Annotated in this window: 14 protein-coding genes; 7 read left to right on the top strand and 7 right to left on the bottom strand. The window is 66.1% G+C overall.

Going from position 1 to position 13,305, the window contains the following annotated elements:
• Positions 1–263: 263 nt before the first annotated feature.
• On the bottom strand, positions 264–1,346 hold the full coding sequence (locus ON20_RS23725; protein ID WP_157228976.1) for an IS630 family transposase: 1,083 nt from the start codon (positions 1,344–1,346) through the stop codon (positions 264–266).
• Between the two features lie 95 nt (positions 1,347–1,441).
• On the opposite strand from ON20_RS23725, the gene ON20_RS23720 reads away from it, so the two are divergent.
• The 3 genes from ON20_RS23720 (at position 1,442) to ON20_RS39145 (ending at position 3,833) form a co-directional block, all read left to right on the top strand.
• Complete coding sequence (locus ON20_RS23720) at positions 1,442–1,888, top strand: site-specific integrase (protein WP_051163164.1); 447 nt, start codon at positions 1,442–1,444, stop codon at positions 1,886–1,888.
• Positions 1,889–1,905: 17 nt separating this feature from the next.
• Complete coding sequence (locus ON20_RS23715) at positions 1,906–3,264, top strand: hypothetical protein (protein WP_040838686.1); 1,359 nt, start codon at positions 1,906–1,908, stop codon at positions 3,262–3,264.
• A gap of 347 nt (positions 3,265–3,611) precedes the next feature.
• A complete protein-coding gene (locus tag ON20_RS39145; protein ID WP_040838685.1) occupies positions 3,612–3,833 on the top strand; it encodes a 5'-nucleotidase C-terminal domain-containing protein in 222 nt (73 codons plus the stop codon).
• Positions 3,834–3,893: 60 nt separating this feature from the next.
• On the opposite strand, the gene ON20_RS23705 is transcribed toward ON20_RS39145, so the two are convergent.
• From ON20_RS23705 to ON20_RS23680, 6 genes are all read right to left on the bottom strand, one after another.
• Complete coding sequence (locus ON20_RS23705; RefSeq protein ID WP_040838684.1) at positions 3,894–4,517, bottom strand: NAD(P)-dependent oxidoreductase; 624 nt, start codon at positions 4,515–4,517, stop codon at positions 3,894–3,896.
• Positions 4,518–5,014: 497 nt separating this feature from the next.
• On the bottom strand, positions 5,015–6,265 hold the full coding sequence (gene fahA, locus ON20_RS23700) for a fumarylacetoacetase (protein ID WP_245547429.1): 1,251 nt from the start codon (positions 6,263–6,265) through the stop codon (positions 5,015–5,017).
• A complete protein-coding gene (locus tag ON20_RS23695; protein WP_040838683.1) occupies positions 6,235–7,431 on the bottom strand; it encodes a homogentisate 1,2-dioxygenase in 1,197 nt (398 codons plus the stop codon). Before ON20_RS23695 ends, fahA begins: the two co-directional genes overlap by 31 nt.
• A gap of 109 nt (positions 7,432–7,540) precedes the next feature.
• Positions 7,541–8,377, bottom strand: coding sequence for an exodeoxyribonuclease III (locus ON20_RS23690; protein ID WP_040838681.1), 837 nt, complete (start codon positions 8,375–8,377; stop codon positions 7,541–7,543).
• Positions 8,378–8,423: 46 nt separating this feature from the next.
• Positions 8,424–9,431 (bottom strand): N-acetylglutamate synthase, CG3035 family, encoded by a 1,008-nt coding sequence (locus ON20_RS23685; RefSeq protein WP_051163162.1) that lies wholly within the window; start codon positions 9,429–9,431, stop codon positions 8,424–8,426.
• A complete protein-coding gene (locus tag ON20_RS23680) occupies positions 9,424–10,011 on the bottom strand; it encodes a peptide deformylase (protein WP_040838678.1) in 588 nt (195 codons plus the stop codon). The genes ON20_RS23685 and ON20_RS23680 overlap by 8 nt, the downstream gene beginning before the upstream one ends.
• Before the next feature lie 352 nt (positions 10,012–10,363).
• Here ON20_RS23680 and napA point away from each other — a divergent pair, with 352 nt between their 5' ends.
• The 4 genes from napA to ON20_RS23660 all read left to right on the top strand — a co-directional run bounded on the left by napA (position 10,364) and on the right by ON20_RS23660 (position 13,272).
• Entirely contained in the window at positions 10,364–10,711 is a 348-nt protein-coding gene (gene napA / locus ON20_RS23675; protein WP_040838676.1) for a nucleoid-associated protein NapA, read from the top strand.
• 18 nt (positions 10,712–10,729) lie between these two features.
• Positions 10,730–11,320, top strand: a complete 591-nt coding sequence (locus tag ON20_RS23670; protein WP_040838674.1) for a LytR C-terminal domain-containing protein — start codon at positions 10,730–10,732, stop codon at positions 11,318–11,320.
• Positions 11,321–11,431: 111 nt separating this feature from the next.
• The gene (sodC, locus tag ON20_RS23665; RefSeq protein ID WP_040838672.1) at positions 11,432–12,112 is read left to right on the top strand and encodes a superoxide dismutase[Cu-Zn]; all 681 of its coding nucleotides are present in this window, start codon (positions 11,432–11,434) and stop codon (positions 12,110–12,112) included.
• A gap of 11 nt (positions 12,113–12,123) precedes the next feature.
• Entirely contained in the window at positions 12,124–13,272 is a 1,149-nt protein-coding gene (locus ON20_RS23660) for a glutamate--cysteine ligase (RefSeq protein ID WP_040838670.1), read from the top strand.
• Positions 13,273–13,305 lie beyond the last annotated feature (33 nt).

Raw genomic sequence — 13,305 nt, 5'->3', positions numbered from 1 at the left:
GGTCGCCAGCGCCCTGGCCTACTTCCAGGTCCAGGAGTGGATCGCCGACGCGGGCGCGGTGCTGACCGGGGTCGGCCGCGAGCATCAGCCCAAGCCCGACTCCAACCGGGTGCGATCTCGGGAGGCGATCGACCGACTCGTCGGCGACAGGCGGTACCCGCTCGAGGATCGGGCTCTGTGGGCGATGCTCTATGCGAGCGCGGCCCGCGCCGAGGAAGTCCTTCGCCTGGATGTCGCGGACCTGGACCGCCTGAACCGGAGGGCTAGTGTCCCGCGCCAGGAATTCGTTGAAGATATGATTCGAGTCTGTCGAGGATCTCGTCGGAGGTCTTGGTCCAGGCGAACGGTTTCGGGTTCTCGTTCCAGTGGGCGATCCGGTCGCGGATGTCGCGCTCGAGGGCTTGGACCGACCGGTGTGTGCTGCGGCGCAGTTTCTTGTCGGTCAGCAGTCCGAACCAGCGTTCTACCTGATTCGGCCACGACGAGTAGGTGGGGGTGAAGTGCCTGTGGAAACGAGGATGCGCCGCAGGCCATTTCACGATGACCGGCGCCTTGTGAGTGCCGTAGTTGTCGCAGATCAGATGCACGTCCAGCTCGGGCGGCACCTGCTTGTCGAGTGTGACGAGGAATTTCTTGAACTCGGTCGCGCGATGACGGCGGTGGATCTGGCCGATCACCTCCCCGGTGGCGATGTCGAGGGCGGCGAACAGGGTGGTGATCCCGTGACGGATGTAGTCGTGAGTACGGCGTTCGGGCATGCCCGGCATCATCGGCAACACCGGCGCCGACCTGTCCAACGCCTGGATCTGCGACTTTTCATCGACACACAACACCAGCGCCTTCTCCGGCGGATTCGGATACAACCCGACCACGTCACAGACCTTGTCGACGAACTGCGGATCGTTGGAGATTTTGAACTCGTCGACCCGATGCGGGGCCAACCCGAACGCACGCCAGATCCGGCCCACCGTCGATTTGCTCAATCCGCTCTCGGCCGCCATCGAGGCCCGCGACCAGTGCGTGGCATCGGCGGGTTGGCGCTCCAACGTCGCCACCAACACCGACTCGACCTGCTCGTCGGTGATCGTGCGTGGCCCACCCGGACGCGGTTCGTCGACCAAACCCTCCAGCCGGCGCGCCACGAACCGGTTACGCCACTTACCCACCGTCTGCGGCCAGATCCCCAGATCAGCCGCCACCTCTTTATTGGATTTCCCCGCCGCGCACCCCAATACGATGCGGCACCGCTGCCCCAGCGCCTGCGACGACTTCGCCCGCCGCGCCCACCGCACGAGCGTCTGCCGTTCCTCATCGGTCAACACCACCTCGGCCACCGGCCGACCCATCCGCGCCACCAGGCGAGCCTACAACCTACTTACTCATCGAATTCCCGACGCGGGACACTAGCACCGTCCGAAAGGGCGGCCGACCGGATGAGCTGATGTACGACATCCGCACCGCCCGGCTGCTCGGCCAGCTGCTGGCCGGGCACCGGAACGGGCCGGTGTTCCTGCCCCGGCGAGTCGCTCCCGACGACGGCACCGCCGCGGCCGCCGATATCGACCCGGTCACACGACGTCGGCGCATGAGCTACCGCACCGCCGAACGGCACCTGGGCGCGGCTACCGGCGGGTGGAACCTGCACGACCTGCGCCATTCCCGGCTCACCCACGCCGGGGAGGACGGCGCCACCGAAGCCGATCTGATGCACCTGTCCGGGCACGAGGACCGCCATACCCTGCAGCGGTATCTGAAACCCAGCAAGGACTGCACTCACCGCCGGCTCGACGCCATCGACGCTTACCGCCGCACCTGGACACCCGGCGCGAACGAGATCGCCGCCTGCCTCACCGCGGCCGCACAGCCCGCGCCTGCCCCAGCGGTGTAGCGCGGGTGAGCAACGGTATGACCAGGATCCTCACCTGGGCCAAGGAAGAGCTGAAACGCCTGACCAGGAAGGAAACGGAAGCCTGGGGAGACACCGAAGAAAGCATGACTCGTCTTGTCAGGGAGGATGTCGATGAGAAGGTGCACCTCGACCAGGGCGGCGGCCGCGAGATCGAGGAAGCAGGTGAGGGGCTGGGAACGCAGGGACAGGGTACGGGGGCGGATCGTGCACCCGGCGCACGGGCTCAGGGCACTGACGCCGTCGAATTGAGTGTCAGCGGCAGACAGCTGCACGCGCTGGCGCAGAGCGACAACGCCACGCGCGAACAACTAAGGAAAATGCTCACGGAAAAGAGAATCAAGTCGAACAAGGCGTACGAAAAATCGAGCAGAGTGCGCGAGCAAATGCGGAATGCCATCCTGGCCGACGATCGGGAAGCGGTCAGGAAGATCATCACGAAAAACAAAATGTCTGGAGAAGAAACCGACGAGTTGCTGAGTTCCTTGGATGTCGACATTCCATTGAACAGGGTTATCAAAGAACCCAGGTACGACGGTGACTTCCTGAATTCTCTACCAAATTCCATTCGCCACACGGAAACGCCGACACGAAGCGGCACATACGTGATTCCAGGGCTCAGGACACGAGTCGAGGTTGATGTCGAAAAAAACACCGTCGAATTCTCTGTGAATCCATATCATCACAGGCCAGGGTGGGATGCCTGGGAACAGCGTGTAACACTGCCGCTACAGGAACAGCGCTTCCCCTGGGTAGCTCCTTCCGATATCTACGGCACACAAAGAGAAGCTTTCCGATCCCAGCTCGCTACGTTCGGCGCGCTGGCCGAACGTAGCAGTACAGTATACACACATATGACGGGCGAGCTGAATCTTCCTGGGATATTGACGAGCGAATCCTGGGGTACCACGCGATTGCGGGGTCCGGACGGCCTGGACGGGCTGAATGTCGAGCAAGCATCCCTGGGAGCTCCTGGAGACTATGCCGTAGCAATACGAGCCGCAGCCAACGGAGAGCCGATCAAAGCCCCGATCAAAAACGTCAGGGGTGAAGATTCGTTCGTCTCCTCGTACTACGTCACTCCGGGCTCGGCCCATCCGATCATTCTCTTCGACGAGTCCGTGACGGACCTCCGTCACACCATCCCCAACCCGGGTGGTATAGGAATCGTCGACAGAACCCGTTTCGATGACCCGAGCCTGATCGGGATATGGGTTCCGCCGACGTTCCGGGAAAACCTGCTGCACTGGATATCGGGGTGGCCAGAAGCCGAGGTGACACGGCTTTTCCGGGGCAGGTCACCCGAGTCGATCCTCATCTCCTCCGCCGAGCACCTACTCGAGCTACCGCGCGGCTGACGACAACTACCGTGAGCAGTGGCGAGATCACCGTGAATCAGGCTCGCGATCGAGGACAAAGGTCTGGATGGTGTTGTCCGTACTGACCGGAGCCCCGACGCAGGAGCCGACGGGCATGGCCCACCTCTTCCGAAAGTAGTTACCGCGCAACGATTCTGGAACAAAGCTTGCGAAACGACCTCCGGATCACTGCCGGGTAAACCCACACCGGTCTTCATATACCTGGCGGCACGATCCTTCCTTACCGGCACGACCAGCGTGAATGCGTTCAGCGTTCAATCCTGGCCGTTTTCTACCCGGACCCCTGTCACCTACGCCTACGATGACGCGGCGCCGCCGGACATAAGGTGTTCGACGACAGTGTCCGGGTCGGTGGGCAGCCGTTGAACAGGGTCGCGAGCTACCGGGTGACCACCAACAACTTCCTGGCCTCCGGGGGTGACGGATTCGATGTCTTCACCCGGGGTGTCGATATGACCGTCGGACCAACCGACCTGGACGCTCTCGAAACCTATCTCCGCGCCCGAGGGGCGATCGGGCCGCCCATGCCGCGGATCGAGCGGCGCTGAGCGATCCGATCCCGGGCGCCCGGTGCGGCGCGGTCGCCCCTCGAATACGGCCGTCGGCCCTCAGTTCGAGATTCCGGGCGTCTTGTGCAGGTAGGTGCGGTCGGTCACCTGGTCGAGCAGGAATTCCGCGATATCCGCGCGGGAGATCTTCAGGTCGAGTCCGCGTTCGTCGGCGGCGAAACCGTGCCGGTAGTTTCCGGTGCGGGGGCCGTCGGTGAAGGCGCTGGGTCGCACGATGGTCCAATCCAGATCGGCGGCCCGCACATATTCCTCCTGCTGTTCGTGGTCGGCGTGGGCCGGGCGCAGCAGTAGGCCGAACATGATGTATTTCCACAGGAAGTCGAGGTTGCCGCGGCTGTCGCCGGCGCCTAGGGTGGACTGGCAGACCAGCCGCTTCACCCCGTGCCGTTCCATGGCGGCGATGACCTGCCGGGTTCCCTCGGCTCGCACCACTCCCTTGCGGCCGTTGCCGAGCGTGACCAGTACCGCGTCCTGACCGGCCACGGTCCGTTCCACCGCGTCCGGATCCAGCACGTTCCCCTCGACCACGTGCGGCCGAGGACCGGTCCACGCGGCCCGGCCGGCGTCACGGGTGAGGACGGTGACCTCGTATCCGCGCTCGAATGCCTGCTCGACCACATGCCGTCCGATGGAACCGGTTGCGCCGAAAACTGCGATTCGCATGGTTGCTCCTGGTGTTCGAAACCCGTTGGCTTTGCGTTGAACCAGTACAGCAACCACAACCGAGACGAACCATCGTCAGAACTCTCGGCTGCATAAGCGTTCGTCTACATCTCCGGTCTGGCCCCTCCCGCGATCGGACCCGAACCGGGCAGCGGTTTCGGCCCGCGGTCCTACCCTCGTAGGCGTCCCGCATGGCCCGCACATCGATCTTCTTCATCGTGTACATGGCCTTCAGGGCGCGATCGACGGCCGCCGGATCGCCGCCGGCGAGAAGCCCATCGGCCTCGCCGAGCCAGGTCTGCCAGGGCACACCAGATTCGGCCGATGCCGGGCACCCACGGGCCGAGCCCCGCGGCCCGGGCTTCGGTGCCACGGTCTTCGGTACCGACTCGACGCCCAGCGAATCCCGGCCGCCGTTCCCGGTGAGGTCGACGGCCGGAAACCCGCTCCCCCAGACCATAGATCCCCGCTCGCCGCGGAAAACAAGGCCGGTTCGGCTACGTCTCCGAGCGGTCGGCACAGGCATCGGACGCCGTGGGAAGCGAAGCGCCCTCGACCCGTGCGGGCAGCACACGGCCGGCGACCTCGCCGAGTCCCAGCCGCGTGCCGACAGGACCGGGTGCTGTCGCGGTGATGGTGACCTCGTCGCCGTCGAGCAGGAAGCGGCGCTCCGCGCCGGCGACATGGACCGGTTCCCAACCACCCCAGGACAGTTCGATGAAGGAACCACACTGGTTCTTCGCCGGGCCGGAGACAGTACCCGAAGCGTACAGGTCGCCAGGACGGGTGCCGGCACCGTTGACGGTGAGATGGGCCAGCATCTGAGCCGGTGACCAATACATGCGGGAGTACGAGGGACGCGACACCTCCTCGCCGTTCCAGCGCACACACAGCTCGATATCCAGTCCCCAGTCCTGGTGGCCACGCAGATAGGGCAGGGGTTCGGGGGTCTGCGGGCCGAGCGGTATCCGGGCCGATGACAGCGCGTCGAGTGGAGTGATCCACGGCGCCATGGACGTGGCGAACGATTTGCTCAGGAACGGGCCCAACGGCCGGTACTCCCAAGCCTGGAGATCACGGGCGGACCAGTCGTTGACCAGCGCCACCCCGAAGACATGGTCGGCGAACTCGTCGACAGCCATCGGACGGTCCGAGCCGACCCCGATGACGAAACCCAGCTCGGCCTCGATATCCAGCTGCTGCGAGGGGCCGAGGACCGGAGCGCCGGTGTCGCCGCGCTGCTGTCCGCACGGCCGTACGATCTCGGTTCCCGACACCACCACGGTTCCGGCGCGCCCGTGATACCCCACCGGCAGATGACGCCAGTTCGGCAGCAGCGGCTCGGTGTCGGGGCGCAGCAACCTGCCCAAGTTCATCGCGTGGTCGATACTGGCGTAGAAGTCGACGTAGTCCCCGATCCGGACAGGCAGCGCCATCCGCACCTCCGCCGCCGGGAACAGGGCCGACGCCGCGATCTCCCCGTCGACCAGTTCCCGTACCCGGTCCCGCACCTGTCGCCACCGTCGCGGGCCCTGCGCCAGGAAGGCGTTCAGATCCGGGCGCCCGAAAACCTCGTCGTCCAGTACGGCGGCCAAGTCCAGAACGTGATCGCCGATCCGCACCCCGGCCCGGAACGGCGCGCCGCCCGGCGCGAACACCCCGTACGGCAGATTGTCGGGCCCGAAGAGGCAATCCCGCGGTACCTCGACCCGCACCTTCACCGCGGGCCCCGTCTCGACCAGGTCCACGCATACCCGGGGTCCTCACAGGCCAGCGCTCCCTCCCCGAGCTGTAGTGGCCGGAAGGTGTCCACCATGACCGCCAGTTCGTCGAAGAACTCCGCCCCGATACCGCCCTCGTAGGCACCTGGCTGCGGGCCGTGCGCGTATCCACCCGGATGCACCGACACCGAACCCGGGCCGATTCCCGAACCTCGCCGCGCCGCGTAGTCCCCGCCGCAGTAGAACATGATCTCGTCGGAATCCACATTCGAGTGGTAGTACGGCACCGGGATCGACAGCGGATGATAGTCGACCTTGCGCGGTACGAAATCGCACACCACGAAGTTGATTCCCTCGAAGGCCTGATGAACTGGCGGCGGCTGGTGTACCCGGCCGGTGATCGGCTCGAAATCGAAGATACCGAGGGTGAACGGATACAGGCACCCATCCCAGCCCACCACGTCGAACGGGTGGGTCGCGTACACCATCCGGGTGCCCACCACCTGCCCCGCCGCGCGATGCTTCACCAGTACCTCGATATCCGTTCCCTCCGCCGTCAGCGGTTCGACCGGACCGTGCAGATCGCGCTCACAATACGGCGAATTCTCCAGTAGCTGACCGAACCTCGACAGGTACCGACGCGGCGGCGTGATATGGCTCGATGCCTCGATCACATAGGCGCGCAGCGGTTCCGTCCCGTTCGGCACCCAGCGATGCGTGGTCGCACGCGGCAGGAGCACCTGATCGCCCTGCCGCACCGGGAGCACACCGAAAACCGTCTCCACTTCCGCCGCACCCGATTCCACGTACACCAGTTCGTCCCCGATGGCGTTCCGGTACAGCGGCGACGCACCCGAGGCGACCACGTACAGCAGCCGTACATCGGCATTGGCGAGCAACAGCCGCCGCCCGGTCACCGGGTCGGTGGCCGCCGGCGTATCCGTGGGGAACAGTTCGTGCAGCCGCAGATGGCGATGCCGTAGCGGATGATTCGGTGTCGTCGTCTGATCCGGCAGCTCCCACACCGTCGAGTCGACGATAGCCGGCGGCAGCTCCCGGTGATACAGCAGCGAGGAATCCCCGGAAAAGCCCTCTTCCCCCACCAGTTCCTCGTAGTAGAGCCGCCCTCGCCCGTCACGGTGCTGGGTATGCCGCTTCGGCGGCACCGCCCCCACCTGTCGATAGAAAGCCATGACACCTCCCGCAGAACGGACGGACAGCCACTGTCCATGGTAGGCCCGCCTCAGCTTCCGCTCCGGTCGTGCGCGAGGCGGTTCGGTGTCACGCTCGACGCCGAACCGCTCAGATACCGGACGTAACCACCGCGTCGCCGAATTCGGCGATCACCGGGGCGTGGTCGCTGGCGCCCTTGCCCTTGCGCTCCTCGCGGTCGACCTGCGAGTCGGTGACGGTGTCGGCCAGGGCGGGAGAGGCGAGGATGAAATCGATACGCATCCCCTCTTTCCGGGGGAAGCGCAGCTGGGTGTAGTCCCAATAGGTGTAGACGCCGGGGCCCGGAGCGAACGGGCGCATCACATCGGTGAAACCGGTGTCGAGAATGGCGGTGAAGGCGTCGCGTTCCGGTCGGGAGACGTGGGTCTTGCCGGCGAAGAACTCCGGCGACCACACATCCTCGTCGGTGGGGGCGATATTCCAGTCGCCGACCAGCGCGAGCCTGGCCCGTGGATCTTCCCGCAGCCAGCGTTCGGCGTTGCCGCGCAGGGCGGCGAGCCAGTCCAGTTTGTAGCGGTAGTGCGGATCGTCCAGGGCGCGACCGTTGGGCACGTACAGGCTCCACACGCGGATCCCGCCGCAGGTGGCGCCGATCGCCCGTGCTTCGACGACCGGGGTGCTGATCAGCGACTCCTCGGCGGCGCGGTCGAAACCGGGTTGGTCGGGGAAGGCGAGTTCCACGTCCTCGAGGCCGACCCGGGAAACGACGGCGACCCCGTTCCACTGGTTCAGGCCCACATGCGCCACCTCGTAGCCGAGCTCGTCGAACCGCTCGAACGGGAACTGGTCGTCCCGGCATTTGGTCTCCTGGATGGCCAGGACGTCGATGTCCTGGCGTTCCAGCCAGGCGGTCACCCGGTCCACGCGAGAGCGGATCGAGTTGACGTTCCAGGTGGCCAGGCGCACGGGGTGTTCCTTGTCTGTCGAGGGGGCGGTCTGCGGCTCGGCGGAGTTACCGGTCCGACGGCGGAGGTGTCCCGAGTACGGCGTAGCGGTAGCTGTGGTGGTCGAGGAAACCGAGATCGCGATACAGCGCGAGCGCGGCCGAGTTATCGGTGCCGACCTGCACATACGCATGTGTCGCCCCGCGGTCGCGACCCCAGCGGACCAGCTCCGCGCACACCAGACCGGCCAGACCGTGCCGTCGGTGCTCGGACGCTACCGCCACACACGACAGCCCGACCCAGCGCCGCCCGTCGGGGGCGTCGGTGACCGCTCCGCGGCCGATCGCGATCGGTTTCGGCAGTCCGAGCGCGGCGAAGCCCACCTCACCGCCGCGCACCGCGGTCAACACCTCCGGCAGCGGTACCGCGGGGAGATGCCCGCTCGGCTCGTCTCCGCGATACCGGTGCAGCTCCAACCAGGCCACATCCGGTGCCGGAGCGATCCGCACCATCGATGGCCCCTGCGGTAGGACGAAATTGTCCACGTCGATGCCGAGCACAGTGGTCTCGCCCCAGCTGTTCCATCCCGGGGGTACGGTGGCCAGCCGATCCGGCAGGGCCAGCTGTACCGGCAGCCCGTGCGCGGTGTACCAGGCGCCGATCCGGTGCAGTACGTCCGTGGTCAGTTGTGCCGGTCCCGACGAATCTCCCAGCGGAAGCGCGGAATTGGCACGTCGGGTGTAGCCGTGTCCGGCGCGCAGCAGCCAACCGCCGATCCAGGCGTGCTGGGTTCCCGGCCAGCCGTTCGCCGCCGCGGCCTCGAGGGCCCTGATCTCTCCGGTTCGGATGGGTCGGGGTGTCAATGCCTTCAACGCCACCACCTCATCCGGCGACACCGTCACCAGATTCCCGTCGGCGGCCCGGACGGTGGGCGGATCGAGCGAGGTGAGGATACCGATCACATCGGTGTACGACTGTGCGTAACCCGCGGGCAGCCGGTAGCGCAGCACGACCCGACGACCCAGCGGGATATCGGGCAGTCCACCCGTGGATTCGACGCTCCCCGGATCAGTCATGCCCGAACGGGTCCGGATCGGAACCGGGCAGCCAGCTCAGGCCGGGCACACCCCAGCCATTCCGTTTGATCGCCTTCTTCGCCGCCCGGGCGTTCCGGCCGATCAGCACATCCACATACAGCTGCCCATTCAGGTGTCCCACTTCGTGCTGGAGCATGCGGGCGAAAAACCCCTTGCCCTCGATCTGCACCGGATTGCCGTGTTCATCGGTCCCGCTGACCCGAGCCCAGTCGGCCCGACCGGTGGGGAACTGTTCGCCGGGCACCGACAGACAGCCCTCCTCGTCGTGATCCGGGTCCGGCATGGTCTCCGGGATCCCCGAGGTCTCCAGTTCCGGATTGATCACTGCCCCGCGGCGCCGGGTCACCGTACCGTCGTCGGCCTGATCGGGGCAGTCGTAGACGAACAAACGCTTGGGCACTCCCACCTGATTGGCGGCCAGCCCGACCCCGTTGGCGGCCTCCAGCGTCTCGTACATATCCGCGATCAGCCCGGCCAGTTCCTCCGGTGTCTCGGTCACCGGCTCGGTCGGGCGGTGTAGAACAGGATCGCCAACGATGACGATGGGCAGGATTGACATGAGGCAATTATTGCCGTGCCCGTCGGGATCCCGCCGAGCGCGGGTGGACACGCGTGGGGCGAGGAGGGCGTTTCTGTGGGACACGCGTGGTTCAATGTTTCGAGGCAGACAACACGGTGGCCGAGGAACGTAGCGCATAGCCCTCCGTGTTCGGGTGGAGGCCTACCGCATCTGGTACGCTCCAGAAACGTCGCCGCCGGGCCAGCGGAGACACGAAACGCCTGCGGAGCGGACATAAGACCGTGCAGGGCTCGCCCTGCCGGCTGCCTGCGATGAAACAGGAAACCCAACTCGCGAGGGTTGGGATCCCTCCTCTCCAGGAGGGGAGGAGGTCAATCGGCGAGGGAGCAAGATGGACGGCGCAGCGGCGCGGGATCTTCCCGCAACCCAGAGCAGCCCTTCAGCGGGTGCGGATGTCCCGAACCCGGCGCCCGGCGACGAGTACGACACCGGGCTGTCCCGCCGCGAACACGAGATCCTGGCCTTCGAGCGGCAGTGGTGGAAATACGCGGGCGCCAAGGAAGAGGCCATCCGCGAGCTGTTCGGTATGTCGCCGACCCGCTACTACCAGGTGCTCAATGCCCTGGTCGACCGCCCCGAGACGCTGGCCGCCGACCCAATGCTGGTCAAGCGTCTGCGCAGGCTCCGAGCGAGTAGGCAGAAGGCACGTGCCGCGCGGCGTCTCGGCTTCCAGGTCTGACGCGCTAGGCTCCACCAGGTGAGCAATTCGAACCCTGGCTCCGGTGGACCGCCGCTGCGTGCACTGGCGATGGTTCTGATCGCGTTGTCCATCACCTTTGCCGGTCTGGGCGCGATGTCGCTGACCAGTGCGGATTCCGAGAACTCGGACGACACCGAAGCCGCCGGACCGACGACCACCAGTGTGGTGCCCCAGGTACCCGCGCGCACCACGACCGGTGCGGCGGCGAGTACCACGGGCGGTTCGGTGACCGCGACCAGCACGCCCGGCGTGGCCGCCGAATCCCCCACCGACACGACGAGCACCACGGCGAGACCGTCGGCCTCAGGGGCGGACCGGGCCACACCGGTACGGATACTCAACAACAGCACGGTCGCCGGCCTGGCCGCCGATACCGCCTCCGAACTCGCCGGCCGCGGTTGGACCAATACCTCTACCGGCAACTATGCGGGTTCCATCATCCCGACCACCACCGTGTACTACGGCAGCGAACCGGGCGAGCGAGAGGCCGCGGAGGCAGTCGCGGCAGATCTCGGCGCCACCACGGCCCCCAAGATCCCCGGATTGAGCGACGGCACCGGGGTCGTGGTCGTGGTCACGGGCAGATGATCCGCGCCGCCGGCGGGCGGCATTGTCGAACATGGCATCATCGTGTCCGGTAAACGATCGTGTTCATCCCGTTCTGCTCGATAAACTCGGTACTCGTAAAGGAGTTCCCCGATGGCATCGTCCACAACTCGTCGCCCATCATGGCGGAGCGTGACCCCGGTGCTGGCTGTCGCGGCCTTCGGTCTCGTCGCCTGCTCCAACAGTCAGGAGTCCAGTGATGTCACGGGGACCACTCCACCGGTATGGACCAGCTCGCCCGCCCCGGCCGGGAGCGAGCACAGCACCGAGGAGGGTGCGCCGGGAGCCGGGGGCGCGAAGGTCGAGTTGCGCAATCCGTCCGGTTCGTCGGTCGGCACAGCACAGATCACCGAAGAGGGCGACCATGTGCGTCTCACGGTCGACGCGCACGGCCTCACCCCCGGTTTCCACGGTCTGCACTTCCATCAGAACGGTAAATGCGAGCCCAACTCCGCCCCGCCGGCCGGTGGGGCGCCCGGTGACTTCCTGTCCGCGGGTGGACACCTGCAGGTCGGTGCCACCAATGCCCACCCGTCCAGCGGCGATATGACCTCGCTGCAGGTCCGTGGCGACGGTAAGGGATACCTGGTCACCACCAGCGACGCGGTCACCCTGGACCAGCTGCGCGGCAAGGCGCTCATCGTCCACGCCGGCTCCGACAACTTCGGCAATATCCCCGGTCGTTACAACCGCGAAGGCGGTACCGGCCCCGATGAGAACACCCTCTCCACGGGAGACGCCGGCGGGCGCGTCGCCTGCGGTGTGGTCGAATAGGTTGGTGCGCGATGGCGGGTGGGGCACAGGTCGAACCGGTTGACTTCCGGGGGTCGCCTCGCCCGACCATCGGTATCGAATGGGAGATCGCGCTCGTCGACAAGGTGAGCCGTGACCTGTCCAATACCGCTGCGGCGGTCTTCGACGAGGTGGGCGAACTCCGCGCGCACGACGGCACCCCTCAGGTCACCAAGGAGCTGCTGCGCAATACGGTGGAGATCGTCAGCGGGGTGCACGACACCGTCGGTGCGGCCGTCGAGGACCTGCTCGGCACCATGCACACGGTACGTCGGGCCGCCGATCCGCTCGGAGTCGACCTCTTCTGCGCGGGCACCCATCCGTTCGCCCAATGGTCCACCCAGCAGCTCACCCGGACCGCGCACTACGACGAGCTGATCGAACGCACCCAGTGGTGGGGTCGGCAGATGCTGATCTGGGGTGTGCACGTCCATGTCGGAGTTTCGCACCGGGACAAGGTCTTTCCGATCCTGAACTCGCTACTGCTGTCGTATCCGCATCTGCTCGCCCTCTCGTCGTCCTCGCCCATGTGGTCAGGTTCCGATACCGGGTACGCCAGCAACCGCGCATTGATGTTCCAGCAGTTGCCCACCGCGGGCCTGCCGTTCCAGTTCGAGAACTGGCGCCAATTCGAGCATTTCGTGCACGACCAGTTGAAAACCGGTGTGTTCGAACAACTCGGGGGAATGCACTGGGATATCCGACCGGCGCCGAAATGGGGCACGATCGAGGTGCGGATCTGCGACGGTACCTCCACTGCCCGGGAATTGGCCGCGCTGGCCGCGTTCATCCACTGTCTGATCGTGGATCTGGACCGGCGGGTGGAGAACGGGGAGGAGTTGCCCATGCTGCCGCCGTGGCATGTGCAGGAGAACAAATGGCGGGCCGCGCGTTACGGTCTGGAGGCCATCGTCATCGTGGACTCCGACAGTAACGAGCGTCTGGTCACCGAGGATCTCGATGATCTGCTCGAACGGTTGGAACCGACCGCGCGGCGACTGGACTGTGTCGGCGAACTGGCCATGGTGGCCGAGATCCCCCGCCGCGGAGCGAACTACCAGCGGCAGCGCAAGGTGGCCGCCGCCTCCCAGGGGGACCTGGTGGCGGTGGTGGACGCGCTGGTCAAGGAACTGGAGCAATAAGCGGTCCGCCGGAGTGAAAGCTGCTGTTCAGCA

This window comes from Nocardia brevicatena NBRC 12119 (assembly GCF_000308495.1).
GTDB lineage: Bacteria > Actinomycetota > Actinomycetes > Mycobacteriales > Mycobacteriaceae > Nocardia > Nocardia brevicatena.
Note: the sequence above shows the minus strand (reverse complement) of the source record. Positions and strands in the feature narration are given on the sequence as shown.

Coding starts and splice junctions, on each gene's coding strand:
- ON20_RS23725 (WP_157228976.1), bottom strand. CDS start 1,346: ATGGGTCGGCCGGTGGCCGAGGTGGTGTTGACCGATGAGGAACGGCAG.
- ON20_RS23720 (WP_051163164.1), top strand. CDS start 1,442: ATGTACGACATCCGCACCGCCCGGCTGCTCGGCCAGCTGCTGGCCGGG.
- ON20_RS23715 (WP_040838686.1), top strand. CDS start 1,906: ATGACCAGGATCCTCACCTGGGCCAAGGAAGAGCTGAAACGCCTGACC.
- ON20_RS23705 (WP_040838684.1), bottom strand. CDS start 4,517: ATGCGAATCGCAGTTTTCGGCGCAACCGGTTCCATCGGACGGCATGTG.
- ON20_RS23695 (WP_040838683.1), bottom strand. CDS start 7,431: ATGGCTTTCTATCGACAGGTGGGGGCGGTGCCGCCGAAGCGGCATACC.
- ON20_RS23685 (WP_051163162.1), bottom strand. CDS start 9,431: ATGACTGATCCGGGGAGCGTCGAATCCACGGGTGGACTGCCCGATATC.
- ON20_RS23680 (WP_040838678.1), bottom strand. CDS start 10,011: ATGTCAATCCTGCCCATCGTCATCGTTGGCGATCCTGTTCTACACCGC.
- napA (WP_040838676.1), top strand. CDS start 10,364: ATGGACGGCGCAGCGGCGCGGGATCTTCCCGCAACCCAGAGCAGCCCT.
- sodC (WP_040838672.1), top strand. CDS start 11,432: ATGGCATCGTCCACAACTCGTCGCCCATCATGGCGGAGCGTGACCCCG.
- ON20_RS23660 (WP_040838670.1), top strand. CDS start 12,124: ATGGCGGGTGGGGCACAGGTCGAACCGGTTGACTTCCGGGGGTCGCCT.